This is a genomic window from Paenibacillus sp. FSL M7-0896 (assembly GCF_037975415.1).
Lineage (GTDB): Bacteria > Bacillota > Bacilli > Paenibacillales > Paenibacillaceae > Paenibacillus_AQ > Paenibacillus_AQ silagei.
The window spans coordinates 1,973,869-2,000,777 of record NZ_CP150250.1 but is presented as its reverse complement, the minus strand read 5'-3'; the positions used below and the strand labels follow the sequence as shown (position 1 = coordinate 2,000,777).

At 52.3% G+C, this 26,909-nt stretch carries 26 protein-coding genes and 1 pseudogene; 13 read left to right on the top strand and 14 right to left on the bottom strand.

Translation table 11 applies throughout. The features are described from left to right. Positions 1-676 precede the first annotated feature (676 nt). Positions 677-4,406 (bottom strand): annotated as a pseudogene (locus tag MKY12_RS08385) (DNA polymerase III subunit alpha). A gap of 145 nt (positions 4,407-4,551) precedes the next feature. Here MKY12_RS08385 and MKY12_RS08380 point away from each other — a divergent pair. From MKY12_RS08380 to MKY12_RS08370, 3 genes are all read left to right on the top strand, one after another. After that, positions 4,552-4,872 (top strand): YtrH family sporulation protein, encoded by a 321-nt coding sequence (locus tag MKY12_RS08380; protein ID WP_036721610.1) that lies wholly within the window; start codon positions 4,552-4,554, stop codon positions 4,870-4,872. Positions 4,873-4,923: 51 nt separating this feature from the next. After that, entirely contained in the window at positions 4,924-5,427 is a 504-nt protein-coding gene (locus MKY12_RS08375; RefSeq protein WP_209872545.1) for a hypothetical protein, read from the top strand. 106 nt (positions 5,428-5,533) lie between these two features. Beyond that, a complete protein-coding gene (locus MKY12_RS08370; RefSeq protein WP_076082940.1) occupies positions 5,534-5,836 on the top strand; it encodes a YtpI family protein in 303 nt (100 codons plus the stop codon). Positions 5,837-5,960: 124 nt separating this feature from the next. Here MKY12_RS08370 and MKY12_RS08365 read toward each other — a convergent pair whose 3' ends face one another. The 4 genes from MKY12_RS08365 to MKY12_RS08350 form a co-directional block, all read right to left on the bottom strand. Then, complete coding sequence (locus MKY12_RS08365) at positions 5,961-7,295, bottom strand: DRTGG domain-containing protein (RefSeq protein WP_339313424.1); 1,335 nt, start codon at positions 7,293-7,295, stop codon at positions 5,961-5,963. Positions 7,296-7,602: 307 nt separating this feature from the next. Continuing rightward, the gene (locus MKY12_RS08360; protein ID WP_036721603.1) at positions 7,603-7,887 is read right to left on the bottom strand and encodes a hypothetical protein; all 285 of its coding nucleotides are present in this window, start codon (positions 7,885-7,887) and stop codon (positions 7,603-7,605) included. Between the two features lie 1,132 nt (positions 7,888-9,019). After that, complete coding sequence (locus MKY12_RS08355; RefSeq protein WP_036691219.1) at positions 9,020-9,361, bottom strand: YlbF family regulator; 342 nt, start codon at positions 9,359-9,361, stop codon at positions 9,020-9,022. 74 nt (positions 9,362-9,435) lie between these two features. Next, positions 9,436-9,618 (bottom strand): hypothetical protein, encoded by a 183-nt coding sequence (locus MKY12_RS08350; protein ID WP_339313422.1) that lies wholly within the window; start codon positions 9,616-9,618, stop codon positions 9,436-9,438. 96 nt (positions 9,619-9,714) lie between these two features. Between MKY12_RS08350 and MKY12_RS08345 the strand changes: the two genes are divergently transcribed. From MKY12_RS08345 to MKY12_RS08315, 7 genes are all read left to right on the top strand, one after another. Then, entirely contained in the window at positions 9,715-11,082 is a 1,368-nt protein-coding gene (locus MKY12_RS08345) for a YheC/YheD family protein (protein WP_036721601.1), read from the top strand. Between the two features lie 10 nt (positions 11,083-11,092). Then, the gene (locus tag MKY12_RS08340; RefSeq protein ID WP_339313420.1) at positions 11,093-12,271 is read left to right on the top strand and encodes a YheC/YheD family protein; all 1,179 of its coding nucleotides are present in this window, start codon (positions 11,093-11,095) and stop codon (positions 12,269-12,271) included. Next, positions 12,272-13,645 carry a YheC/YheD family protein gene (locus MKY12_RS08335; protein ID WP_036721599.1) on the top strand — a complete coding sequence of 458 codons (1,374 nt, stop codon included), beginning with the start codon at positions 12,272-12,274 and terminating at the stop codon, positions 13,643-13,645. It abuts the gene before it with no gap. Continuing rightward, entirely contained in the window at positions 13,642-14,754 is a 1,113-nt protein-coding gene (locus MKY12_RS08330; RefSeq protein WP_036721597.1) for a YheC/YheD family protein, read from the top strand. Before MKY12_RS08335 ends, MKY12_RS08330 begins: the two co-directional genes overlap by 4 nt. Before the next feature lie 28 nt (positions 14,755-14,782). Continuing rightward, complete coding sequence (locus MKY12_RS08325) at positions 14,783-15,301, top strand: N-acetyltransferase (RefSeq protein WP_339313418.1); 519 nt, start codon at positions 14,783-14,785, stop codon at positions 15,299-15,301. After that, entirely contained in the window at positions 15,283-16,413 is a 1,131-nt protein-coding gene (locus MKY12_RS08320; RefSeq protein WP_339255115.1) for a YheC/YheD family protein, read from the top strand. Before MKY12_RS08325 ends, MKY12_RS08320 begins: the two co-directional genes overlap by 19 nt. 187 nt (positions 16,414-16,600) lie before the next feature. Continuing rightward, a complete protein-coding gene (locus tag MKY12_RS08315; RefSeq protein WP_339314823.1) occupies positions 16,601-17,038 on the top strand; it encodes a hypothetical protein in 438 nt (145 codons plus the stop codon). Here the strand turns inward: MKY12_RS08315 and MKY12_RS08310 are convergent. From MKY12_RS08310 to MKY12_RS08300, 3 genes are all read right to left on the bottom strand, one after another. Then, the gene (locus MKY12_RS08310) at positions 17,017-17,841 is read right to left on the bottom strand and encodes a class I SAM-dependent methyltransferase (RefSeq protein ID WP_339313417.1); all 825 of its coding nucleotides are present in this window, start codon (positions 17,839-17,841) and stop codon (positions 17,017-17,019) included. The two genes, MKY12_RS08315 and MKY12_RS08310, sit on opposite strands and share 22 nt — an antisense overlap. Positions 17,842-18,059: 218 nt before the next feature. Further along, positions 18,060-18,692: a CPBP family intramembrane glutamic endopeptidase gene (locus MKY12_RS08305; RefSeq protein ID WP_339255113.1), complete on the bottom strand. Its 633-nt coding sequence runs from the start codon at positions 18,690-18,692 to the stop codon at positions 18,060-18,062. Continuing rightward, positions 18,685-19,413 (bottom strand): MerR family transcriptional regulator, encoded by a 729-nt coding sequence (locus tag MKY12_RS08300; RefSeq protein WP_036721581.1) that lies wholly within the window; start codon positions 19,411-19,413, stop codon positions 18,685-18,687. Before MKY12_RS08300 ends, MKY12_RS08305 begins: the two co-directional genes overlap by 8 nt. 273 nt (positions 19,414-19,686) lie before the next feature. Here MKY12_RS08300 and MKY12_RS08295 point away from each other — a divergent pair, with 273 nt between their 5' ends. Then, positions 19,687-20,046, top strand: coding sequence for a hypothetical protein (locus MKY12_RS08295; RefSeq protein ID WP_036721579.1), 360 nt, complete (start codon positions 19,687-19,689; stop codon positions 20,044-20,046). Positions 20,047-20,322: 276 nt separating this feature from the next. Here MKY12_RS08295 and MKY12_RS08290 read toward each other — a convergent pair whose 3' ends face one another. The 4 genes from MKY12_RS08290 to MKY12_RS08275 form a co-directional block, all read right to left on the bottom strand. Beyond that, positions 20,323-20,664, bottom strand: coding sequence for a hypothetical protein (locus tag MKY12_RS08290; protein WP_036721577.1), 342 nt, complete (start codon positions 20,662-20,664; stop codon positions 20,323-20,325). A gap of 236 nt (positions 20,665-20,900) precedes the next feature. Continuing rightward, positions 20,901-21,401, bottom strand: a complete 501-nt coding sequence (locus tag MKY12_RS08285) for a hypothetical protein (RefSeq protein ID WP_339313415.1) — start codon at positions 21,399-21,401, stop codon at positions 20,901-20,903. Between the two features lie 43 nt (positions 21,402-21,444). Beyond that, positions 21,445-22,209: a hypothetical protein gene (locus tag MKY12_RS08280; RefSeq protein WP_036721573.1), complete on the bottom strand. Its 765-nt coding sequence runs from the start codon at positions 22,207-22,209 to the stop codon at positions 21,445-21,447. A gap of 40 nt (positions 22,210-22,249) precedes the next feature. Then, entirely contained in the window at positions 22,250-22,801 is a 552-nt protein-coding gene (locus MKY12_RS08275) for a papain-like cysteine protease family protein (protein ID WP_235191728.1), read from the bottom strand. 233 nt (positions 22,802-23,034) lie between these two features. On the opposite strand from MKY12_RS08275, the gene MKY12_RS08270 reads away from it, so the two are divergent. Together MKY12_RS08270 and MKY12_RS08265 are read left to right on the top strand one after the other, a co-directional pair. Then, a complete protein-coding gene (locus MKY12_RS08270) occupies positions 23,035-24,225 on the top strand; it encodes a pectin acetylesterase-family hydrolase (RefSeq protein ID WP_339313414.1) in 1,191 nt (396 codons plus the stop codon). A 46-nt stretch (positions 24,226-24,271) separates the two neighbouring features. After that, positions 24,272-24,889 (top strand): TetR/AcrR family transcriptional regulator, encoded by a 618-nt coding sequence (locus MKY12_RS08265; protein ID WP_339313412.1) that lies wholly within the window; start codon positions 24,272-24,274, stop codon positions 24,887-24,889. Here MKY12_RS08265 and MKY12_RS08260 read toward each other — a convergent pair. Together MKY12_RS08260 and MKY12_RS08255 are read right to left on the bottom strand one after the other, a co-directional pair. Next, complete coding sequence (locus MKY12_RS08260) at positions 24,864-26,222, bottom strand: HAMP domain-containing sensor histidine kinase (protein WP_339313410.1); 1,359 nt, start codon at positions 26,220-26,222, stop codon at positions 24,864-24,866. The two genes, MKY12_RS08265 and MKY12_RS08260, sit on opposite strands and share 26 nt — an antisense overlap. Further along, on the bottom strand, positions 26,219-26,896 hold the full coding sequence (locus MKY12_RS08255; protein WP_339313408.1) for a response regulator transcription factor: 678 nt from the start codon (positions 26,894-26,896) through the stop codon (positions 26,219-26,221). The genes MKY12_RS08260 and MKY12_RS08255 overlap by 4 nt, the downstream gene beginning before the upstream one ends. Positions 26,897-26,909 lie beyond the last annotated feature (13 nt).

Below are 26,909 nucleotides of genomic sequence, written 5' to 3'. Positions count from 1 at the left end.
TTTAGCTGAACTTGAGAGTGAAGCCTGACAGATTCATAAGTTCACTCTATTGGTTCCCTAATGTATGCGGAAGAGGGGACAAATGTGCTAAAAAGATCAGTGTATCTATGGCCGGGTTATGGTGCAACGCGTATGCCCAAGTGCATTCTGTACAACTAAATCGTCTGATTTACTGCCGGCTATCCATTTAGCTGTAATCGATACAACTAAACTGCCTCTATATGCGGGTTCTCACCTATTCGGGCAGATTTAGTTGTACAGACTACAGTTAGGAGAGGAAAGCCGTCCTTTTCACGGTTTTTAGTTGCACATAATACACCTATGTGAATGTTCGCTTTGAACATGCTCCTAGTAGCGCATCAGATTAAAAAAGCGGGTCGGCATGATGAGGCCTGAACGACTAAAAGAGTGAATTGCTTGGGACAAATGTATACGAAAACAAACAGTCTTTCAAGGCACAACTCCAGCATGAAAATGAGCAGCGTGGCTAAAAAACAGAACATCGTCTGTTTGTATATAATTAACAAATTTAAACATAAAACCAAACGCAATTGGACCGGTGAGTAGCGTAGGCCAAATGTAATCGGAAAACCGAACACAATTGTAGGTGGTATCGTTTTACTGATTCAATCCATAAATTTATTTCTGACGCTGCACTGGGAAGGCTTGGCTATTCCTATCTGAGGCGGACGGTTCCGGCACCCAGCATCTCCTCAATGGCTGCGAACAGCTCCTCCGAGGGCTCGATCCGGTAGCTGTCGCTCAGCGCAAGCACCTTCTGGTTGCGCTCATAGAACAGCAGCGTCGCTGCGGGTCCCGGATGGGTCTGCAGCAGCGCCTGGAGGCGCGGCAGCAGACCCTTCAGCTCAGCGCCCGGCGTGATCTTGATGAAGACACGCTGGGCGCCTGGCTCCCTGCCCCGTGCGCAGCGGGGCAGAGCTGTCCGGCCGCGCGGCTGACGCGGCCGGGACCTTAGGCGCGGCCTGCGCAGCGGCCGCAGAAGCGCGCGCACCGGGCGGCTGTGCCGCCGGTGTGCGCGTGCCCGGTGCAGCGGCGGCGCCAGCTGCACCGCCGGGCCGGGCGCCGGGGCCACCGGCGCCCGTGCGGGCTGCAGGAGCGGCCGCAGGCGCTCCTGCAGGGGCACTGCGGCCCGCGCCGTAGGCGGGCCGGGACCCGGCGCTGCGGCGCTGCAGCAGGCCGCGCACGCTGTCCGAGGTGAGTGGAGCTACCTCCTCGGCCAGCAGCTTGAAACCCTCGTCCTCCTGCTGCACCTTGGCGCGCAGGGCCAGCAGTGCGCCCTTCTCAATCAGGGCGCGGCTGCGTTTCCACACCTCAGGGAAGAGTACGACCTCGCAGCGCTCGATCTGATCTTCCCACTCCACAAAAGCCATCGCCTTACCGGCTTTGGTCGTGATCTCCTTCAGCGACACGACCATACCGGCCGTCACGGTCATACTCTCATCCGCTGCTTCGCCAAGATCCATCAGCTTCTGCACCCCCGGCTCCTCCAGCAGCCCCGCATGGTCATCCAGCGGATGGCCGGAGAGATAGAGCCCGAGCAGCTCACGCTCCAGCTCCAGCTGCTGGGTTCCGCTGAACCTCGGAATATCCGGGTAGCGGATCTCCCAGTTCGGCGTCTCGATCAGGTCATCGAACAGCTGGATCTGCAGCTCATCGCGCTCCTTGCGCCATTTGGCCGCCGCGTCCACCGTCTCATCCAGCATCGCCAGCAGCTGCGCCCGGTGTCCGGGCAGCGCATCGAACGCCCCGGTCTGCAGCAGCGATTCGATCACGCGCTTGTTGCAGACCCGCAGATCGACCCGGCGGCAGAAATCGAGCAGGCTGTCGAACGGCCGCTCCTTGCGGACTGCCATGATGTTCTCTACAGCCTGCGTGCCGACATTCTTCACCGCAGCCAGCCCGAAGCGGATATGCCCGCGGCCTTCACCGGGCACCGGAGTGAACAGCACCCCGCTCTCGTTGACATCCGGCGGCAGTACGCCAATCCCGGACCGGCGGCATTCCAGAACATATTCCGCCACCTTGCGGTGGCTCCCCATCACAGCAGTCAGCATCGCGGCCATGAACTGCACCGGATAATGCGCCTTAAGATAAGCGGTCTGGAAGGCCAGCACCCCGTAAGCAGCCGCATGGGCGCGCGGGAAGCCGTAGTTGGCGAACCGCACGATCATATCATAGACCGCATGGGCATCCGCTTCCTGGTAGCCCTGCTTCAGACTGCCCTCCACAAAGTGGCTGCGCTCCTGATCCAGCGTCTCCCGCTTCTTCTTGGATACTGCACGGCGCAGCAGATCTGCTTCGCCAAGCGAGAAGCCGGCCATCAGGGAGGCAATCTGCATGATCTGCTCCTGGTAGACGATAATGCCATACGTATCGGCCAGAATCGGCTGCAAATCCGCATGCGGATAGACGACCTCGAACTCCCCATGCTTGCCCCCGATGAATTTCGGGATGAATTCCATCGGACCCGGACGGTACAGCGCCACCACCGAGACAATATCCTCGAACCCGCTTGGCTTCAAGTCCTTCAGCACCCGCCGTACGCCTGCCGATTCCAGCTGGAATACGCCGGTAGTCTCGCCTGCTCCAAGCATCTCATAGGTTAGCGGATCATGATCCGGAATAATGCGGAAATCCGGCACGCTCCCGGTCATCTCCTTCACCCATTTCATGCAGCGTTCAATAATCGACAAGGTCCGCAGGCCGAGGAAGTCCATCTTGAGCAGCCCAACGCTCTCCAGATGCTCCATAGAGTACTGGGTCAGCGCCGTGCTCTCATTGCCCGCCTGGAGCGGAACAGCATCGGTTAGCGGCCCCTTGGAGATGACCACGCCAGCCGCATGCGTCGAAGCATGGCGCGGCATGCCCTCCACCTTCATCGCCGTATCCAGCAGCGCTCTGGTCTTCGGATTCGTCTCATACAGCGCCTTCAGCTCAGGCGTACTCTCCAGCGCCCGGGTGATGCTGATGCCGAGCTGGCCCGGAATCAGCTTCGCCGCCTTGTCCACCTCGTTATACGGCAGATTCAGCGCCCGGCCCACATCACGGACAGCAGCCCTGGCCGCCATCGTACCGAAGGTGATGATCTGCGCCACATGCTCCTTACCGTACTTGTCCACCACATAGGCAATGACCTCATCGCGGCGTTCGTCGCTGAAGTCGATATCAATATCGGGCATCGTGATCCGCTCAGGATTCAGGAAGCGCTCGAAGAGCAGATTATATTTCAGCGGGTCCACATCGGTAATCTTCAGCGTGTACGCGGTAAGACTCCCTGCGGAGGAACCACGGCCCGGACCGGTAACAATACCGCTGCGGTGACAAAAAGCGATAAAATCCCACACGATCAGGAAGTAATCGCTGAACCCCATGCTCTCAATAACTCCCAACTCATAGTCGAGCCGCTTCTCAGCCGTCTCCTTCTGCTCCGGCGACTCCCAGAGCGGAGTATCCGCGTAGCGCTGCGCAAGCCCGCTGCGGCACAGCTCGCGCAGATAAGCAGCGGCATCCAGCCCTTCCGGCAAAGGCGAGAATTCCGGGAGAATATGATGGCCGAACGTCAGTTCCAGATTGCACGCTTCAGCGATCCGCTGCGTGTTCTCTATCGCCTGCGGCACATGCGGAAACAGCGCAGCCATCTGCTCTCCGCTTTTGAAGAACAGCTGGTCCGTTCCGATCTTCAGCCGGTCCTCATCGTCTACGGATTTGCCCGTGCCGATGCAGATCAGCACATCCTGGACCTCGGCATCCTCCTTGTCCATATAGTGGACATCATTGGTCACTACCAGCGGAATGTCGAGCTCTTCAGCAAGTGCTATCAGTTGCGGATTCACCCGCTTCTGCTCTGGTATCCCGTGATCCTGCAGCTCCAGATAGAAGTCGTTTCCAAAAATCTCCTTATACCGCAGCGCCGCCTTACGCGCCTCATCCTCCCGGCCGTGCAGCAGATGCTGCGGTACTTCACCGCCCAGGCAGGCACTGAGGCAGATAATGCCTTCGGAATGTGCTGCCAGCGCCTCCATATCAATGCGCGGCTTGTAATGCTGGCCCTCCAGATGGCCGATGGAGATCAGCTTCATCAGATTCTGGTAGCCGGTCATATTCTTCGCCAGCAGAATCAGATGATAGATCGGCTGATCCTTACGGCTCCCCCGCTCACGGCGCGAGCCTGCGGTCAAATAAGCCTCACAGCCGATAATCGGCTTGATTCCCTGCGCCCGGCAGGCTTTATAGAAAGGGATGGCCCCGTACATCACACCATGATCCGTCAGCGCCAGCGATGTCATGCCGTATTCGCCGGCCCGGCGCACGAGATCTGTAATGCGCGCCGCCCCGTCCAGTAAACTGTATTCGCTGTGCACATGCAAATGCACGAATGGGCTCATATTCCCCACTTCCCTTCAGCTCCAAATCAAAACATAAGATGAAACTATTTTATCATATTAGAGGGGGAGCCGCCCATAGAATGGATTAAGAGCATATGGACAGGCAAAAGCCAGGCCGCCGCCTGATCTAAGGAGGGAGCTTTTTATGGATATTTTCTTAAGCAAGGCCGTCCTCGACTTCTTCATCGCGTTCGGCATAGTGCTGGGCGGAGCGATGCTGGGCGGAATCGGAGCCGTCGTCTCTCTTCAGCCGCCAACAGATACCATGGTGGAAATCGCAGACCGGATTAAGATATGGGCACTGGCTGCCGCCGTAGGCGGAACGATCGACCCGATGCGGGTCATTGAGAGCAATATGCTGGGAGGCAATCTCTCCCCGGCGATCAAGCAGATTCTCTATCTGGTGTTCGCCTTCCTGGGCGCTCATATGGGCAGTGAGCTGGTCAAGTGGGTCTGCGGCAAGTAGAACCATCACGCCTCCAACCAAATGTCTATAGATCAAGGGGTGAAAAGATACATGCGACTTCCTCCGTTTGACCGCTACCGCCGCTTCTCGCAGATTGCTGCTGTATTTGTCCTCGGGATGATTGTGGGAGCCGCCCTGTATAACGCAATTTATAACATGGGCTATAACATACTCTGGCTCAACAATCAGGATCTGCGGCTGGAAATTGAACAGTACCGGAATGACATTCTCACGCTCAAAAAGTACAATAATACCTCCACCGTGATCCGGGAGATTAAGGTGCGCAGCGAGGACAGCAAGATCAAGGATGGTGCCGCGGCGCTGGACCCGGTAACAACCAAGGAGGTACTCAGCAAGCTGGCGGGCGATCTGGAGCCGCTGCGCGGACGCAGCATGTTCGATATCGACTCCGACGGCAAGCTGGCGCGTCTGCTGCTGGACAGCAAAATCTATCTGGCCCGCGAGAAGGAATACACCGTCAAAATCCGCACCATGCTGGTGATGGAGGGCGTGCTGCAAATCTGGGTGGAAATCAGCCCTTATAAGCGCAGCTGAGGCGCAAATCATGATACAATAGTGGACAAATCACAATCACAGGATACAGAGTGCCCGGCTGAGGCTACGCTGACTGCCCGGTCTTCCACAAAGGAGCTGTCCGTTCATGATTATGTTCATTAAGTATCTGCTGTTTGCCCTGCTCGTTATCTTCATGGTATGCGCCGCCGCGTACAGCATCTCTTCCCGCAGAACCGCCGACCCGCTCATACAAGGCACTAGGCGCTCAATCATGAATATGCTGCTGGGCGGAATGCTGGTCACGCTTTCACTAATGTCAATGTTCATCTTCCGCGGCTCAACGCTTAACGTGGTCATTGAGGCTGCTTTTCTGCTGCTGGGCCTGTTCAATATCTTCTCGGGGCTGCGCAGCTTCAGCTACTACAGCCGGATGCGCAGCGGAAGCTGAGGGTTCAGCCGCCGCCCATACACAAATAGACCAGTTGCTACTCCTGATCGCCTGCAGGACAGCCTGGTCTATTTAGATATTTTCGGAAAAATCGTTATTCACCCATCATTACCCGCTTATCCCGCTACCCATGGTCAATTGACTGCAGCATCAGAACGGCCTTGGCTACAATGGTATCCATATAGCTGATCTCGATCTCCAGCTTGCAGGTGCGGCGGCTGATCTCCAGCAGCTTCGGCATGACGGTGATGGAATGCTCAATCTGTACCGGACGGATGAAATAGGTGGACATATTGTCCAGTACATAGTCGTTCCCGGTGATGTCCTTGGCTGCTTTGAAGGCGGACAGGGTCATCAGGGTGGACAGAACCCCTTCCGAGATCGTCCCCAGATCAGTTGCCATCTGCGGGGTAATGAAGCCGTGGAAGAATAGTCTTCCCTCCTCATCCCGCTCGTCCGCGAACCCGTTCCAGATCAGATGATCGAACGTCTCTCCAAGCTGCGGCTGATTGCTGGCGTCGCGCAGGCTCTGCAGCACTTCACGCCGGGTGACCGACCCTACCAGCTTGCGGTTGCGGTCCACAATGGGCAGAAAATCAATCCCCTCCCACATCATAATCTGCGCCGCCGAAGCCAGAGAGGTCTGGAGTGCAGCGGTAACCGGACTGCGCACCATCGCCTTCTCGATGCTCTGCCCTTCGCTGAGATCCTCCACATCACGCCGGCCTACAATTCCGATAACCCGGTTCCACTCATCCGTGACCGGAAACCGCTGCTCGCCGCTGGTCTGCGACAGTTCACGCAGCTCGCCTACAGTGCTGGAGATTTTGAGTGTATTCAGGCGCAGCTTGCCCTCCACAATATCCTCTACCAGCATAATCTTCTTCTTGATCAGCCGGTCAAAGATCGCACGGTTAATCATCGAAGCCACCGTAAACGTATCATGTCTGGACGAAATCACCGGCAGATCCAGCTCATCAGCCAGTGCCTTTACCTCTCGGCTGGTGCCGAAGCCCCCCGTTACAAGCACCCCGGCCCCCTGCTCCAGCGCAAGCGAGTGCACATCATCGCGGTTCCCTACGATCAGCAGACTGTCGGCATCGATGTACCGGATCATGGCCTCGACCTTCATCGCACCGATCACATATTTATGAAGGTGCTTGTTCAGACCCTCTGCTCCGCCAAGCACATGCCCCTCAACAATATCTACGACATCCCCGAAGGTCAGCTGTTCGGAAATATTGCGCGGCTTCTTCTCCACCCGGACTGTGCCAATCCGTTCCTTGGTAATGACGATCCCCAGGTTCTCCGCTTCCTTCACTGCACGGTAAGCCGTACCTTCGCTGACCCCCATCTCCTTCGCCAGCTTGCGGACGGAGATTTTGGTTCCCACCTTCAGACTCTCAATGTGCTGCAGCAGTTGTTCATGCTTTGTGATATTATCTCCTTGACCTTCCAACTGTTACACCCCCATACCCCGATCTGTACTATTCTGTACCCATTATACATGCTGGACACACCGGAGTACAACAGGTTACACTGTATCTTTCAAAAGTTATGACAGCTCTATGACAAGCCATTATAAATGTATGGGAGGTATGCGGAAAGAACGGGCCTTCCCAGGAATGACATCAATGAGTACAGCCGGGAATATATATATAACACCGCGTACGTTACTCCCGGGAAAAGTGGCATGCACAGGTAACCCCCGGTCCGCCGCACAGGCAAACAGGGGGTACTTTTGCACCATTAGCTTAATCCCGGAACTATGATCTCTGCGACACCCGGCCTTCTTCGTTCCACTGGCCCTGCCACTGTGCAAGCTTGGCCTTGCGGACGGCATCCAGGCGCTTCTGCTTCTCTTCATCCACCCCGATAATGAAATGCAGATGTGAGGCAATAACCAGGAACGCGAAGACACACCAGACAAGACCGAAGCCCAGCACCCAGCCGGAACCATTCTGAAAAGACAGCTTCGGCAGCGCGTATAACAGCATGGCCAGGGCAACCAGCAGATACACAGAATGTTTGAATTTACTTCTTTTTCTCATTGCAGGACCGCTCCTTCGCTCTACAGGATTGTTAGAATGAATCTATATCTCTATTCTATGAACCTGCGTCCTGAAATATGAGACAAGCTGCGTAATTTTTCAGCAGGATGGTTTTTAATTAATGCAGGTTCTAGCCTGCATGCCTTCCGGTACAACTTCAACCCGTTTGTCACCAAAATCACTGCCGATTTCTCAAAGGACACCCACGGCAAGCTGGACCGCCGTCTCGGGATGGCCGCTACTATTCTGCTGTGTCTGGTAGAGGGCAAGCAGGATTAGCGGATTGCAAGAAATGAAATCATTTCATAAACGTGCTAAATGTGCGAAGTTGCGTTCGAAGCGAACGTTCAGAGATAGGTGTATTTTGTGCAATTAAAAATTGTGAAAAGGAAGACTTTCCTCTTCTAAGTGTAGTCTGTACAACTAAATTTGCCCGGATTGGCAAAAATCCAGGTATAGAGGCATTTTAATTGCACGAAATACAGCTAAATGGATATTCGAGAGTAAATTAGACGATTTAGTTGTACAGATTGCAATTACGCATCCCCACTACACCTTAACTAGGACACAGCCAACTCTCGGCAAGCGGTTATAGGCGTTCTCACACGTTTAAACCTGCTGTACTACTAGTACTGCATCAGATTAAGTATTGTGAATATGACCATTATCGGACCTTAACGAGGCAGCGCTCAATCCCGCAGCAGTCATTAGGATGCAGTAGGCGTTGGCACGATAGCAACTGCATTTTGTACAATGGAATGCTGTAAAAAAGGCTTCGAAATAGAATCTATTGTATTCGGTACAATTGAATGTTGAAAAAAGGCCATTTTTCACCCAAAACACAACATTCCACTGTATGAAATACAATAGAATCTCATTTTACGATCAGTAATGCATTTTCTATTGCAGGAAATACAATCACCTACTTGAATGTAAGAGCAGAAGTCGGTAAAGGGTGCAGGATCAGTCTAATAGTAGCTCGATGTTCATGTTCAGCCTTTAACACCCTGAGGTTCATTCTTACAGTTTTAAAGCGGATGCTGCACTAGACTAAAAAGGGTGATTCCAGAGCCGAATGGCCCTGAAATCACCCTTTTTCTGTATCAGAGAATCCCTGATGCGCTGCCGGTGCTTATTGTGCGCCGTACATTTGGGACAGGCTGTCTGTGATGATTTTGTTCACGTCTTCGATGACTACACTGAGGCGGCGTTCTGCGTCGAACAGACGGCGGATGCCGAGGTTCAGGTTAAGCACCTCAAAGAGCTTCTCCATCTTCTCCATGTCCTCCTGTGGAGGCATGTCCCCGCTCATCATCCGCTGCTGCAGCTCAATCTGGCTCTGGCGGAAGTTGTCGAGCATCTGCTTGCTCTCCGGATCTGCTTCGATCACCTTCATTGCACTGGTAATATCAGATACCTCACTGCTGTCTTTAATGGCACGCGCCAATTCATGCGCCTTGTCAATCACGTTCATTCTATTTCCTCCTCCAATTAATGTTCGTCTCTGCTTCGCTTCAAAAGCCCCCGCTCATCCAGCAGGCAGCGGATCTATGCCTGTTCAGCAGCCAGCCCGGGGGCTGTCCGCGCCCAAATTTGACAGCCGCGCAAGTTCTGCCCGGGCACGCCTACTTCCTTCTGTGCTCCCGCCCTCCGGCCCAGGGCATGCCTGCCAGCCCCCTGGCTGCCGGCGATATTAATCCGCCCGGCACGGCTTTTTCGGGAATAGGTCAATCACCAAGGGTCAGATGTCTCCATATGATGAATGATATGTAACCCTCAAGATTCATATTGCCGGCACCATGCTTGCCTACCGGAAGGAGATTCACGATGTCTAAGCTAAAGATCCCGGTTCAAACGGTCCACTCGGGCATCCTGCAGGAAAATGCTGTAATGCTAGGCGACAAATCCATGAAGAGGCTCAAAATACCGGCGCACGGAACCATTCAGCTGAACTTCGGCTCTTTCCGGCAGGAGGTTACCGTAATTCCTGTCCCCAAATCCGACAGCCTGCGTGTAAGTGAGGCACTCGGCCGGCGGCTTGGCTTAAGACAGCGCTTGACGCTTAACGCTTCCTACAGCACCGGCAGCCGCATTCTGCGTCTGGGGCCGATGATTGGCGTCCTGGTGAGCCGGGACCATCCCGAACAGCCGGAGCGGGTCTTCGGCCAGATCACCATGTTCTGCCGGGAGCTGACTCATGCCTGTCATGCACAAGGCGCCTATGTCTATTTCTTCACCCCGGAAGCGCTGGAATCACGCACCACTACCATCCAGGGCTGGGTCTACGATGAGGGCTGGCGGAAGCTGAGTCTTCCTGTTGCCGATGTGATCAACAATCGGCTGACCACGCGAAAGGTAGAGAATAAACCTAGCGTACAGCATTTTTTGGCAGATGTAAAATCCCGCTACGGAACCCACTTCTTCAACGAAAAGTTCCTAGACAAGACAGAGGTATTCGAGGCGCTGGCTCTGGACCCCGCCCTGCAGCGGTACTTGCCCGAATCGCATGCCCTGAACGGCCTCGCCATACTCAAAAAAATGTGCAGCAGCTACCCCAGTGTGTTCCTCAAGCCGGTACGCGGCAGCCTGGGCAAGGGCATTCTGCGCATTTCCAAAGAGGCAGGCGGCGGCTACCAGCTGCTGTCCACCACTCCGATGGGCACACGCAAGCAGAGCTATTCCAGTCTGGCGAAGCTATTTCAGGCCATTGCCCCCAAGATGAAAACCACCCGCTTCCAGATCCAGCAGGGTCTCTCCCTGATGGAGCTGGGACGGCGTCCGGTCGATTTCCGGGCACTGGTGCAGAAGAACGGCACCGGCAAATGGGGCGTCACCTCCATCGTGGCCCGGACCGCCGGAAGCAATCATTTCGTCTCCAATCTTGCCCGCGGCGGCACGCTCAGTACGGTCAAGGAAGCCGTCGGCAAAAGCAGTCTTCCGGCCGGTGTCAAAGAGAGTACTCAGATTCAGCTGCCCCGAGCGGCGCTGGCCATTGCAAGAGGGGTTGAGACCTACATTCCCGCCCATTTCGGGGAGCTCGGCATCGACCTTGCACTTGACCAATCCGGCCGGATCTGGCTGCTGGAGGTCAACTCCAAGCCGTCCAAGAACGACAACACACCCCTGAATGATCAGAAAATCAGACCCTCAGTCAAACAAATGATTCTATACTGCCGTTATCTGGCCGGATTATAAGGAGGACATCATGACCACAACAGCAATGGGGTTCCTTGGCATTATGACAGGCCGTCGCCACGGGATTCCTCCCATCGCAGAGCCGGAGTTCTGCAGTCATCTCTGCCGTGCGGCCCCGCTGTATGAGCTGAAGGTCCTTGTTTTTCATCCGGAGGATGTGGCTGCGGACGGCTCCTATGTCCGCGGATATCAATGGCAGAACGGACAATGGGAGCCTGCGCAGGCTCCGCCGCCCGACATTCTTTATAACCGCTGCTTCTACCGGACACCGGAGGAGAAAAGGGCAGCTTCCGCTGCCCTGTCTGTATTGACCCGCTGTCTGCCCTGGTCACGCGGGCTTCCTGATAAATGGGGAGTCTACGAGATTCTGCGGCGCAGCCCCGCTGCCGCCCCCCTGCTGCCGGAAACTGAGCTATACAGCAGCAGCGAAGCGCTTGGCAATATGCTCGCCGGAAGGGAATACGGCGTCTTTCTGAAGCCCCGGACCGGCTCCCACGGCAAGCGCACCCTGCACGCTGTACTGCTCGGCAGAAGCGAAGGCGGCGGAGTGAAGGTGCGGGGCAGAGACCGGGATAACAAACCTTTTCAATATGTTTTCGGTACGCTGGACGAAGGTCTGGACTGGATCGGCCGCTTCATCGGCCAGCACCGCTATATCATACAGCCTTACCTGCATCTCACCGGCAGCGGAGGACAGCCGTTCGATGTACGTGTGCTGATGCAGAAGAACGGCACTGGTGCCTGGACCCTGACCGGCATGGCCGTCCGGCTCGGCACCCGGGGATCACTGACCTCCAATCTGCACGGCGGAGGCACGGCCGTTCCTGCTCTCCCCTTCCTGCTGGATGAATACGGCGCGGCAGGAAGAGACCTGCTGGAGGAGCTGACCCTGGCGTCTGCGCTCCTGCCTCCGCTGCTGGAAGAATCCTGCGGCAGACTCGGAGAGCTGGGCCTGGATTTTGGTATCGATGCCGGAGGAAGAATCTATCTGCTGGAAGCCAATTCCAAGCCAGGGCGCACGGTGTTCCGGCTGACGGGCGACCGCCGGGCTGCTAGACTCGCCGCCGAGAACCCGCTGCGCTATGCGCGCCATCTGCTGCTTAGCTCAAGCAGCCAGCACAAGCTGCCTCCCGGGCAGCTCCGTTCACACGGGAGAATGATATCTATGGTTCCAAAGGAGGATTCATAAATGGGTCTCACTTTTTGCAATGTCCATTTCACCAAGCAGCCTGATCGAGTAGTATATGTCTCGGGTGAACTGATGAGAAGCCTGAAATTATCCGGCAAGAAAAATATCCGCCTGCGCCTCGGAAAAGATGCCATCCCGGCCACGATCAAGCCGATCAAGCGTGCCGGCAAGCACCTCTTCCTGGCCTCGGGCGTCAAAAGCGCCATCAAGGTCCCGAAGTCCGGCGGCATCTACCTGCGCAATCTGCAGAATGACGAGGTGCAGCTCGGGCCGCTGGTCGGTGTGCTCTCAGACGGACCCGCTTCTGCTGCGCAGCCCTTCGGCTCCCGCACCGGCTTCATCAAGCAGCTGCTGCGCGAAGGCAGCAACAAATGCTACATCTTCGCCTTCATGCCGCGGGATATCGACTGGCAGCAGGAACAGGTCAACGGATATTTTCTGACGGCAAGCGGCCGCTTCGAGCGCAAGCTGGTGCCCCTGCCGGATGTCGTCTATAACCGCCTGCCCAGCCGCAGAGCTGAGACCTCCCCTTACATCAACCAGTTGCGCGAGCGCTTCGGACGCAAGAAGATTCCGTACTTCAACTGGAGCTTTTTCAACAAATCGGATGTCTACCGGCTGCTGGAGAATGACGGGGCAGCGAACCGCTTCGTGCCTGAAACGCACAGTAACCCCAGCTCCGAACAAATGCGGGATATGCTCGACCGTCACCACTTCGTCTATTATAAACCCTCGGCCGGCAGCCTGGGACACGGCATCTACCGCCTGACCTACCTGCCGAAGAAAGGGTATTTCGCCCGGTACCGCAGGAGCGGCAAGAATGTGCTGCTGCGCTTCACCAGCTTCGACAGCCTGATGCGTATGCTGCGGGGACGCCATGGGCAGAGCATGCAGAACTATGTGGTCCAGCAGGGTATACGCCTTATTGAGATTGACAACTGCCCGATTGATTTCCGCTTCCACATGCACAAGAACGGCAGCAATCAATGGGTCGTCGTCGGAATCGGGGCCAAAAAAGCCGGACGGGGCAGTGTCACCACCCATCTGAAGAACGGCGGAGCGCTATTGACCCCGCAGCAGGCCCTCGGCCGTGTGTTCGGGGCCAGATCAGATGAGGTCCTCCAGCGCGCCAAGACCACTGCCGTCAAGCTAGCAGAATCTCTGGAGATCCAGCACCGCCATCTGCTCGGCGAGATCGGGTTCGACCTCGGCATTGACCAGGATGAGGATATCTGGATGTTCGAGGCCAATGCCAAACCGGGACGCTCTATCTTCCGCCACCCCTCCCTGCGCGCTGAGGGCAAAGCTTCCATTGAGCACATCCTGGAGCATTGTCTGTATCTCAGCAAATTCCGCAGGAGGGATGACTTGTGAACAGCCGGATACCCGATCCCAGCAAGCCCGTAATCGCCATTCTGACCACCAGTGACCGGCTTAAGCAGTTCCGCGGTAACCGCAATAACTTTCGTGACATTATCCGTACCGGCAGAGAAATGGGATATATGGTCTATGTCATCACGGTCCGTGACCTGAAGCTGAATGAACAGACCGTGACCGGCTACGTGCCCTCCGCCAGCGGAAAGCTCTGGTACGCCATTCCTGTTCCGCTGCCGCAGGTCATCTATAACCGGATTCCCAACCGCGAGGAGGAGGAGAAGGCACCGGTCGCGCGCAAAATTGCCGAGTGTCTGGAGCATCCCGAAATCTCGCTGTACAATCCGAGCTTCTTCAATAAATGGAATCTCTTCGAGTGGCTCAAGGAATCCAAGGCCACCTCGAGGCATGTGCCCAAAACCCGCCGCCTGCGCAGCGCGGCGACCCTTACCGCGATGCTGAAGAATCACGAGAGCCTCTATCTCAAGCCCGAGAAGGGCAAGGCGGGCAAAGGCATCATGCGGCTGGGATACCGGCCGGACACTCTCCTTCCCTACCGGCTGCAGATTCAGAGCGGCAAAAAAAACACCACCTACAAAGCAGCGTCTGTCGAACGGCTGTGGGCCCGAATCGGCCGGGAAAAAGGGTCCGCCCGCTATATTGTCCAGCAAGCCATCGTGCTTGCCGGACACCACGGCCGCCCCTTCGATCTGCGGGTGCTGCTGCAGAAGAACGGCCGGGGTGCCTGGGCGGTAACCGGTATCGGCGCCCGGCTGGCCGGGGCCCGCAGCATCACCACCCATGTTCCGCGCGGCGGCAGCATTGAAGACCCCTCCAGCATGCTGGAGGGAACCTTCGGGCCCGAGCAGGCAGAGGTTATCCTGAAGAATGTCTCTACTACGGCGCTGCTGGTGGCCCGGCAGATTGAGCGGGCTTCATCCAGCATGCTGGGCGAGATGTCGATGGACCTCGGGGTCGATGAAGAAGGCGGAGTATGGTTTTTTGAAGCCAATTCCCGCCCGATGAAGTTCGACGAGCCGGCAATCCGCAAGCTGTCACTCGAACGCATTTTCCAATACGGCAATCATCTGTCCCGCCAATCCAAATAATCCATTACCCGTCAAAGGAAGTGACACCATGCAGATATCCTCACTCTACGACAGCAATCCCGTACAGTGGGAATCCAGGCGAAACGGATTGCTTGAGTTCCTGAGGGAGTATGGGGAGCAGCGGATTACACTTCGCGGATGCAGGAGGCTGGCCCGGCTGACACCGGATCAGCTCGCCCTGCCGGGGGTCTCCCTGCTCATTGCCACGGTGCGTGGTCAGAACGGCCGCCAGCTCGCAGGCGTCAGCTTCGTCTCCGGCTACGGCAAGGAGGCCTGTGTAGTCGCCGTACACCCCCTGTACCGGAACAGGCATACGGGCACAGCCCTGCTTGCTGCACAGCTGGAGCGCCTCGGGCATCTGGAATGCCATGTCGCCTGCGACAATGCAGCCAGCCTCAAGATGTGCTTCAACATCGGCCTTTCCGCTGTTGATCTGGTCACCGGCCCTACAGGCAAGCCCACCCTGCTCTTGCGTTCCCCTAGGAGCGAAGTTGATCCCGCCATTCTCCCGCAAGGAGGTGAGCTCCTGTGCCAGAGCCCGTCCTAGGCATCCTCACCCTCTATCTGAACGACGCCAAGCAGCTCGAAGAGAAGAGTGTATACCGGAGGATGATTATTGAAGGCAGCCGGATTGGATTGGATGTCTTTGTGTTCACCCCGGCAGATGTACATGTCAGCAAGGACCTGATCAATGCCATGGTCTATGATGTCAAAAGCGGAGTATGGTCGCGCAAATGGCGCTCCTTCCCGAATATGATCTATGACCGCTGCCGGATTCAGCGCAGCCAGCGCTTCCAGCAGCTGCTGCGCTTCCGTGCGCGGTACGACCATCTGACCTTCCTGAACCGCCCGCTGCGCAATAAATGGACGGTGCATCAGACCTTCTCCCAGCGGAGCCGCTTCCGGCCCCATATGCCGGAGACGCTGCTCTACCAGTCCTCTGCCGATCTGCACCGGATGCTGAAATCCAGCCCCGTCGTCTACATCAAGCCGATTAACGGCACCGGGGGGCGCGGCATCCTGCGGATCGAACGCCAGCGTGAAGGCAAGTCCCTCTTCGATATCCAGGGACGCCGCCAGAGCCGCCAGATCATCGCCCCGCGCAAGGTGTCGCTGAACCGGCTGGAGACCATCGTCCGCCAGTGGTGCATCAGCGGTAAATTCCTCGTGCAGCAGGGCATCCCGCTGCGGCTGCCCAGCGGCCGGTTCCACGACTACCGGATGCTGGTGCAGAAGAACGGCCAGGGCGACTGGGAGTTCACCGGCATGGCCGGCCGGGTGGGCGCCGCGCGCAGCGTCACCTCGAACCTCCATGGCGGCGGGCATGCCATGAAGGCAGAGACGCTGCTGAAGCAGTGGCTCGGCAGCGAAGAACGTGCCGACAAGGCCATGCGCGCTGCCGAGAAGCTGGGGATCGAGGCTGCCGCCTATCTCGAAGACAGCTTCGGCGCCCTCTGCGAGCTGGCCCTGGATCTGGCCATTGACCGCGAGGGCAAAATCTACGTACTGGAAGTCAACCCCAAGCCCGCCCGCGAGGTCTTCGCCCGCTCCGGCGACAACAGCACCTACCGCAAAGCCCTGGTCCGCCCGCTGGAGTACGCAATGTGGGTGTATAAGAATAAGAATACGCCTAGTTCTTCTAAGGTGGTTGAGGAGTAGGGGTTATTATTAATCTATAAACGACAAGCGCCCCTCCGGATATGCGGAGAGGTGCTTGGCTTGGCGTAACGGACTGAGGCGCTCTTATTCGGGAAGAAATTCGTCATTTGGGCGAGTAACGGACTTCATAGGCCTTATCCTTAGCACTTCGGCTCCGAAACGTCTCATAGAGAGACACTAAGGTCGCCTGAGTCCGTTAAACTGCAAAAAGTGGCGTTTTCGCGGGGATAAGATCTCTCTGGTCCGTTATATTCCAAACAACTATCTTATCCCAAACAACTATGTGGGTTGGGTCCGGATTATTTATAATCAAGAGGGGTTTACCGCTATCAAACAGGCTAATGGGAGAAATATTTTTACCATCCCTGAATCTGGAGTATTAAAAACATCCACTCCAGATGTTGAATATGGGATATCTTTCGAAGAATTTTATTACTATGATGAACAAAATAAGCAACAAAAATTAGATGTCGATCAAATGATCCACGGTCACACTATAGGTGACGACGAGTCGGTTAGTAGTTCCGGTACAATCGAGGGGCCTACGGTGCAGAGCTTTTTTGTAGGAACAGAAGCTGAGCTTAAAAACACTCCTGATCCTGACTATCCTGTTGAAACTCTTTGATATTGAAATAAAACATTTCGATTGGTGATACGCAGTGCTCCCGAACGTTCAAGAGTCCCTTGTAAATAATCGCAGAGTTCATTGAACCTGTCGGTCAGGATATGTAATTGGTCTTCGCTAAAATAGGAGGCCACATATAAAATGAGCGGCGCAGCCGATTGTATGACAATATCATTTTGCAATACGTATTGGGCTGTTACCTTAAAATATTTGCCGAGGATATCCTGGCCATTCTCCAGGTTAAAATTTTTAACGGCTTCGTTAAAGAAAGACAGTCTGCCGTCAAACTCTAATATGAGCTGCAATAATTCTCTATAATTGTTCGCGCTTACAGTTGAAGCGTATGCCATTCCACTAGGAACCAATACGCGGTTGATTTCAGAGAAAATCTTCCTGTGGTCCTGAAAATGGTACAGCAGGTGGTTCGCAATCAAAACTTCAAATGAATGATCCGGCCAAGGCATCTTCTCAGCATCAACGACTTCATAGTGAAACCGATCTAGGGGATCATGAATATTCCCTTTTGCCGTTTCTATCATCCCTCTGGAGGCATCAGTCAAGACAATTTCCGATTTGGATGGTACTTTACTCATGTTTTTTTCCCACAACACACCGGTCCCACAACCGATTTCTGCAATCTTCAGACCCTCGATAAGTCTCAAATGCTCAAATACCCATTCATGCCAATCCTTCTTATGTTCACAATACTGATACAGTTGTATTCTTGCATTCAAGCGGTGTTCATTGGAGTACTGGTCTTCAGAAAATTTTTGGACATGCGAAAATAACTCATCCCTGTTCATTAATCTGCACGGCACCTTTCGAGAATAGGATCAAAAAGCGTTCTTTCAAGATCATACTCTCCTTCCGGCAATGAGCATATGAGGTTCCGCATTAATTCACCTGCCCTCTAAATTATAAATGTGTTTCTTTTATGTAATGGATTATTTAATCTCTAACCCTACTAAACATCCTTTTATTGTTATCAAAGGGAATTTGAAGAGGAGAATGAATGGTAAACCTAATAGCTTCTTTTTATAAAATAAATCCCTATTCCAAGATTGTAAATCGCATGTACAAGGATGGCAGGAATCAAGGAACCCGTATAATAAAACAATAAAGCACAGACCAGCCCATTAATAAATACGATAGCGTAGGCTACATAAATGCCTTTATATTGCGGTACGTGTATGATCCAGAATAGAAAGGAGCTTATAAGAATGACGACCCCGTCGATGATCGGGCTATAACCAATAAACAACCCTATTAATACACCCCTGAAGAAAAACTCTTCAAAAAAGCTTCCCCCCAGTGAACTAACGGCAATACCGCTTGGAGTCTTCAATAATTTATTGATCATTTCCGCACCTTGCGATGGAGGAAGCTCTGTGTTTGTTTTTATGATGAGACCTATGCTAATTAATACTATAGTCGTACCGACGATCAAGCCCAGTAAGGTGACTGAAAGATAAGAGATCTCATCCGGGACAAACAGCGAAACCATAAAGGGCATGATCTCTCCCCACCTAAAAATCCCAATAAGGATCAGACCCAATATTAAAAACGGTGTTAATCCCAGCAAGATATGCAGCAATAGCTTATAATGCTGTCTCGAATTTAACGAACTCATACCTAAAGTCACCCCTTTATTCATTACCCTTGTTATAAAACACTTGGATCGCTTGTCCTGCAAACTCCACCACATCAACAGGCAATAAGCTTTTATAGATGTCCAGCTGTTGTTCCAGGTACTGATTTGAATCAGACAGCTCATCTATAGCTACAGGTACCCTTTCTAACAGTCCTTTTAATTCTCTCTGTACTTCGTGACTTTCGGGGGTTAGTTCATTTTGGATTGCTGCTCGGAAGAAAGATAACAGTCTTCTATTCAACCTATCTAATTCGGATTGTTGAGCTTTACTTTTTGGCATTATAGTATCGACCGTGTTTGCAGAGAAATATTGATTTAATATCACTCTTTGATCTTCTTCTAACCGGATAGAATTCATAAGTAACATAAGATCTTCAGTAGTTAAGTCACCGTTCTCATTGCTTATGTTCTTGATTCTGGTTATCATATCGAGTGACTCGTTTATTCTATCTCTCTTATCGAGAAGCATTGCTTCTTGAACCTCTAACATGTCGCTAAAAGAATACTCCGGCTCTTCAAGCCTTTGTTTAATTTCGTCTAAAGGCAGGTTCAAGCTTTTGAGCAGCTGGATATTGTAGAATCTCTTCAATTCATCCCTGGTATATATTTTCTGATTGAATTCATTTCGCTTACCCGGAACAAGCAGCTCAAGTTGCTCATAATGTCTAAGTGTCCTAATCGTTGTATTGACAGCGCTGGCGAATTTCCCTATTGTAAGCTCCAACGAATACCCTCCTTTGCTTTTCTCTAATAAGACCTCTTATGATGTCTATAGTAGACTGTGACGTTACGTCCTCCGCAAGTCCATCTTTTGGGAATGTTCGTTCAAGCAGGTCAATGGGAAAAACATACAACAAAAAATAGATGTCGATCAAATGATCCACGGTCACCCTGTAGGCGACAGCGAGTCGGTTAATAGTCTGAGTTATCCCGATGAGCTTATGAAATAAAAACTGGCATGAATTATAAATTCAGAAGCAACGAAAGGATAGTGTACATGGAAAATATATCTAGTGCAGATCAATTGGAATCCATAATCTCTATGCAATCCACAGTCAAAAAACTTGAGAGCGCTTTGTCCCAAATGACTCAAAGTGGCGCCAATACTACCCTGGTAACCAAACGGCTCCATGCTGTATCCATCGGTTTAGCGGTTCTGGAAAATGTCTGGAATCAAAAGCCTCATTCATATACACCTGAAGATTTAGCAGAGGCCGGCAAGGTTCTCACTGGTTTAACCCCTTCAGTGGAGAACAGTTATGCCAAGTCAAAGGCGGGCAGTCCACAAAGAACGCTTTTGGAGCGGAGAATTAAGGCTTTGAGGCTGGCTGTTCAAGCGATTGAGGGAATTTGTTAAACTGAGAATGGTTAATCAAATAAGGACTTAAGTTCTTTGCACAAGTTATACAGCAACTAACAGTACGTATGATCCAACGCTGTTGCTGCTCGGTTGCAACAGTCTGACAGCCACATACTAAGTGGAGCCCGCTGCAGCAATGCCATGATCCCAGTGAATCTCCCGTACAGAAAAATGGGCAAATGGAAATGATATTAAGGAATAGATAAGTGCGATTGAGAACGCCAATTGAACCAAGTCATAAAAATGCTCCAGCCAGGTTCACCTCCGTATTAGTCATATCGGATTAACACATAGCAGCACATCCTGCTCCCCACCCTTTTGATCCACAATAGAAATTTGCTCAGGCGGTTTTTCCAGGCTTTTCCCCCTAACTAACAACTGTCCTTCCCCTTCGATCTCGTACTTTCTGATATACACTCCTGAACCGATATCCTCATACGTATACTTGTCAAAATCGCTCCAATTCAGTGCGGCTCCCTTGTCCGCTAAGCTCTCTAATTCATTTAACGAAATATAGCCGCTCGTTCCTGGCTCCTTATGACTTTGGCAGGCTGTACATAAGATCAAGACAAATAACAATATCATTGGAAGCTTGAGGCATTTGGATAGTGTCATACAATCCCTCCAGGTTCTTATCATTCCACTGGTAATCTTAGGGATAATTATATCGTAATTTAAACAAGGAAGTCATAAAAACCGCCATATTAAATTCACTCCGGCCTTGAGTAAAGCTTTTCAATCAAATGATTTCTATACAGTTCAAGAGATTGCTGAGGTGGAACTCGTTAATACATTAACTTAAAAAGGATGTTAAGAGTGTATGCACACTCTTAACATCCTTTTTACTATCTTCACTTCACTTCAGTCCCATAGCTCTCCTTCCAATGCTCCAGCCACTGCGAATAATCCAGCCCTTTGATCTCCTTCAGCGTCTTCCCTTCGATGGAGTACTCTCCGCCGGCCACGATGAGATTCTTGATTATGCTTAGCGGACCCGAGGTTCCGCCTATGACCTCATGATCTGCAAGCATGACATTTACGGCAATCCTGTATTCGTCCGGGGGATATTGCTGTTCCAGGGGATGATTCTCTACGAGGAATCGGTAAGTTATGATCTTTTTGCCGAAATAGGCATCAGGTTCTTGCTTCTGCACCGACCAGAGCTGCATGTAATCCAGATTCTCAAGCATGGTCTGATCCAATGTGTATTGGGCAACTTCTCCTGCAGGGTCAACGATCCTGTAACCAAGAATCTCAACATATCTGGCGGCGATTTGCTCGTCAGTCTCACCTTCGGCGGCGCCCCCCTTGTTGCTGCATCCCATTATGGCCAGCAGTGCCAGACTAAGCATTAGGAATAATCCTATGAGCCGGTTCATTCGTTTCGTCCCAATCTCATTGCAATACGTCTGAGGCTCTTCTTCTCTGGACAGCGGAGATTACAAGCGGGACAGCAAAGACAAGAGATAGTCCGAACAGGACGATAGCTGTAATTAAAGAGTTATGCCCTCCGTCAGAAGAAGCGGCATGATGGCCACCACCCACCAGGATTGCCCCTTCATTGGAATTGCGGTTCATAGAATTCAAGGCATCTGCCGATTCGCTAACCGCATCCCTAACCTCTGAAGGACTGATATTCTGCTCATTCGTTAAATCAATATAGGTCTCGTTAACCTCATTGTTTATATAGAGATAATCCAGCTCGTAGCGTTTGTCGTCAATAAGCTCTACAGTGCCCTTTCCGGCATACTCTGCTTCCAGCCGCTTCACGGTGTTGTCAAAATCATTATGATTACTGATGTTATAGATGGTCCATGCCCCTGACTCCAGTGTAGCTTCGATCACTCCAACCTGGGCCTCTTCCAGATAAAGAGGAAATTTATAACCTGCCATTTCATGTGAAATGGAGTTGTCATGGACATTCAACTGGTAATACGGGATTCCTTCCCCCAGAGTGGCCTCATGAAAGCTTGTTTTGCCCGTACCATGAAAGTTATCCTTCTGGGCTTCAAGGCTATCCGCATAATACTCTTTATATTCCTGCTCAATGGCCCCTTTGATCTCTGCCCCAGCCTTCTCAAGACCAGAATCGGCATATGCCGCATTTCCAGCCAGTGATAGAGCCAGGACAGCGGTTAATAGCAACGCACGAATTTTCAAAAAAAGCCCTCCAATTGTTGTTTGTATTAGATCATTAATTTCAATTAATATTGTTTACTGTATTAACCCACTTATAAGTGGAATTGCTCTTGAACGTAGAATAGCCTTGAACGTTGCTCGAACCATCTGCCGGATCAATATAATATAAGTTCTGAATATTGTTAGTGGTGTTGTAGTAATACCCTTTAACTACAAAGGCATGGCCAATACTCGAGCCAGCCTTGCTCGTGAACGCAAGAACATTGGAGTAAGTATCTATATTGCTGACTAAACTATTGTACGACGGCACACTTAGTGATGCAGATGAGCTTACGCCATAGGCGGCAAGTCCTGCCTGGGCATCGTAGACCGTCCCGGCCGTGTCCATGTATATGCCCTTTGCAGCCTTCACTATATTTTGCTGGGTGGCGCTGGATTTCCCCAGATATTGTCCAGCCATGCTGGATACAGCCGCCCAGCACAGATAGCTGCCCTGTTGTACTTGGGAGGTTACGTCATGAATACGGGCTCCAGAAGCGGCGTATACGCTGCCTGCAAATAGAGAAGCGGAGATTATCGAACTAAACAGAATTGACAGCGATTTCAATTTCATTTTTTTCACTTTTTCAAATCCCTCTTGGAGTATTGATCTATCGGCCGACAGAACTGTAGATAATACTATCATAAAATACTATATTTGGAATATCTAAATTAAAGCTTTTATATTGATAATCATAGATTTAACAGTCCGCCAAAAGCTTATTTTCAGCTTGTCTCATCAGATTTAAGTATACACCTTGTGCAATTAGTTAACTAGACGTATACTTCCAGTAAGGGGGCGATGAGATGAGCAGAATGAAGAAAATCACGATATTTACGGGTATTGGATTGTTGAGCGTTGTTGTCATTGCCATTGTTGCGGTCAACGCTTTTGTAATCCAGCGGCCGGTGACCACTACCCCCGTAATCGCAGAAGCGAAGCCTTACGAGTGGAATAAGGTGAAGCTGGGCGGGAATACCCTTTCCAGTGATGGATCGGAGTATTTCATATGGACTAAGACCGGTGAGAGCAACAACTGGATCATCTTCTTTTCCGGCGGCGGGGTCAGCTGGGATGCCCGGAGCGCTGCCCACCCCATTAAAATTATGAACTTTATTAAAGGCGGGGATACAGGCAACTATTTCGCTGACATTCCGTTCTATATGCTGACTTTGCTGGGCGGGATGATGGATACGGACAAACCGGATAATCCTTTTCACGGCTGGAATGTGGTCTACCTCCCTTATTCCACAGGTGACTTCCACATTGGTAACCGCGCCGCTACGTATTCGCGTGAGGACGGGAGAACCTTCACCATGCGGTATAACGGGCGTACTAATGTGCGCAGCAGCCTTGACTGGATCTATGCGAACGTGGCTAAGCCAGATAAGCTGCTGATTGCAGGCGAGAGCGCCGGGGGATTCGGGTCAGCCTTCTGGGCGCCCGAGATTGCTTCACATTACCGGGATTCTGAGATTTTCCAATATGCAGACAGCTCCTTCCTGAAGTCAGACAAGTGGCCGCAGGTGATGAAGCAGGAATGGGACTCGGATTTCACTGCAACCTTCGGGTATGAGCCGGAGGCAGATATCATCAGGGCTGCTTTTCGGGCGGATGGCCGGCTGCTGCCTGCAGGTACGGTGCTTTTACAAGCATACTCGGTATATGATGAGATTCTGATCCACTTTCAGAACAAGATTAACGATTACAACGGGCCACGGGACCAGAAACTCATTAAAGAGTGGTCAGAGGAAATGCGGCAATCAGTAGCTGCTCTAGCTGCAACGGTTCCTAATTATTATTACTATCTGACGGATTACGGGCTGAACGCTGAGAACGGGACAACTCCGCACACTTTTTCCACCCGGGAGACCTTCTATCAGGCGGAGCAGGATGGTGTGAAGCTTGTGAAGTGGCTGGGGGATGCGGTCAATCAGCAGAAGCGCTATTCGGTAGGCAGCGAGTTCTTGGGGACAACAGCACCTGCTCAGGAGTAGCTTTTGCAGCAGCGGTATTTTCGCAGGAAGATAGGAGAGAAGATCATTGAATTTACGTGAAAAGCAAATGCAAATGACCAAAGAGCTCATTAAGGAGGCCGCGCTGGGCCTATTCTGTACTCAGGGGATCGAACGGACGGATATGGCACAGATCGCCGGACAAGCCGGTGTCTCCCGCCGCACGTTGTACCTTCATTATAAGGACAAGGAAGATTTAGCCGCTAAGCTCTATGTAGATAATCTGGAACGGATGTTTGGCAGGCTGCTGTTTGATTTTGATTTTGCCCGGCCTGTTCCCTCCCTGGAGAAGATTCTGGATCAATATCTGGCATTAAAAGATCATCACGAGGCACTGATCTATTATGATGCTATTTTTGGAGTGTATTATAGCACCCTGTCCAAGGATCCGGCGGAGCTGCCTGATTTCAAGAGAGCTATGGAGGTCTGGTATTCCCGGTACATCAACCTTGAGACAGCAGCGGTGGCTCCAGAGTATCAAAAAAAGTGGCTGGATCTTCTGCAGAAGTCCACCCACCTGTATTTCATGTATTTACAAAAATCCGTAATTCTGTCTCATCAGCGGGGCGCTTCCGTTACGGAGGAAGACCGGGCAGCGGACCGGCAATTCAAGGATTTCATTATGGCTGGCGTGCGGGCAACCTGACGATAATCGTTGTTCCCTCTTTTACCGCACCGTCCAGCTCAATACTGCCCTGATGCAGGGAGACGATTTTTGAGACAATTGCCAGTCCCAGGCCGTTCCCGTTATTACTTCCATTCCGCGACTTGTCTATCGTATAGAATCTTTGGAATACGGCACCCCACTCTTCCGGGGAGATCCCGATGCCACTATCGCTGATCGTGACCGCAACTTCTGCTGCACTGTGGTCTATACGGATGCGGATCTTTCCGCCTTCAGGCGTGAACTTGATGCTGTTGCCCAGCAGATTCATCCACACCTGCTTCAGCTGATCTTCATCGCCAATGATATAGACCGCTTCCGGCAGCTCCAGATCGATAACGATGCTTCGGGCTGACCATTGCGGCTCACAGGTCACCACGATGGTTCTAATCTGCTCATCAAGCCGGAAGGAGACTGCCGAGAAGGGGTGATGCTCGGAATCCAGGGAAGCCAGCTTCAGCAGATTATCACTCAGCCGTGACAGACGTCCACTCTCCGCAATGATGATATCCAGATAGTCCTTACGCTCCTCTTCCGCAATCAAATCATTGTTCTGCAGCGCCTTGGCAAAACCCGAAATGGAGGTAAGCGGTGTCTGGATTTCATGGGAGACATTAGAGACGAAATCCTGCCTCATCTGCTCCAGCTGCTTCAGTTCTCCCGCCATCTCCACATAGCTCTGTGTCAGCTCTCCGATCTCGTCTACACGGTTCATTCTGAGATCCACTTCGAAATCACCTTTGGCCAGTCTTCGGGTGGCATTCGTCAAAGCCTTAATCGGCTCCACCAGGTATCTGGCAGCAATAAGAATGCTTACACTTCCCAGCAACAGCACGAGCAGCAGCACAAAGAGTACCAGACGGTTGACGATATGTTCGTTCTCGGCTGAGTACTGCAGGAACATCGCACGCCACTCCCCCTTGAGCATAAAGGGCATTCCAATGAACGTATCATTATCTTCCGTGGAAGAACGATAGACCTTCCCCTGCAACACTTGCCGGACAGCCCCGGGACTGATGGTAACAGCCGGACTATCCGCGAGCCCATAGAAAGTATGTTCCCCCGACTGGTCGTACAAATGGATAGGATGCGCCGATACCTTAACCATACTATTCAGGAACTCATCCGTATCTTCAGGCCTGGCGTCATCATAGCGGTGAATGATCTCCCTGCCCACTGTAATCATCTCGTTCTGTCCCTCATAGCTTATTTGCTTCTGAAATACATACAAGCCGATGAAAAAGGAACAGATCAGACTAAAAACAATAATGCCGAGAAATGTGAGAATGACCCGAACATACAGTGTCTTGATCATGACTCAGGGATCAGGCGGTAGCCCAGACCGCGGGCAGTTTCGATATGAAAACCCTCGCCATTGCCGCTGAACTTCTCTCTCAGCCGGCTGACATGCACATCCACAGTCCTGCCGTCCCCTTCATAATTCAAACCCCAGATTTGCTGGATCAGCTGTTCTCTGGTGAATATCTGCTTGGGGTGGCTGACCAGCAAAAACAGAAGATCAAATTCCTTCAAAGGTAACGTGACCGGCATTCCACCGCGTGTAACCTGAAAAGTCCGGCGGTTAAGCACCACATTGCCAAGCTGTACGGACTGAGAAGTGACAACCAGTGAGCGTTTGAGCAGTGCTTTTACCCGCATGACCAGCTCAACCGGATCAAAGGGCTTGGTCAGATAATCGTCCGTTCCGAGCTGAAATCCTTTCACTTTGTGGGCCGATTCCGCTTTGGCTGTCACCATGAGAAGGGGCAGGTTGGCATCCGTACGCCGGATTTCCCGGCACAGCTCCCAGCCGTTCAGTCCCGGCATCATAATATCCAGAATCACAAGATCGACATGCGAGTTCTCAATGATGGACATCGCCTTGCTGCCATCCCCGGCTTCTTCGAGGTCGAACCCTTCTTTGCGCAGATATAGAGACATCAGCTTCCGGATATTGTCATCATCATCCGCGATCAGTATAGTAGCCACGATCATCCTTCTC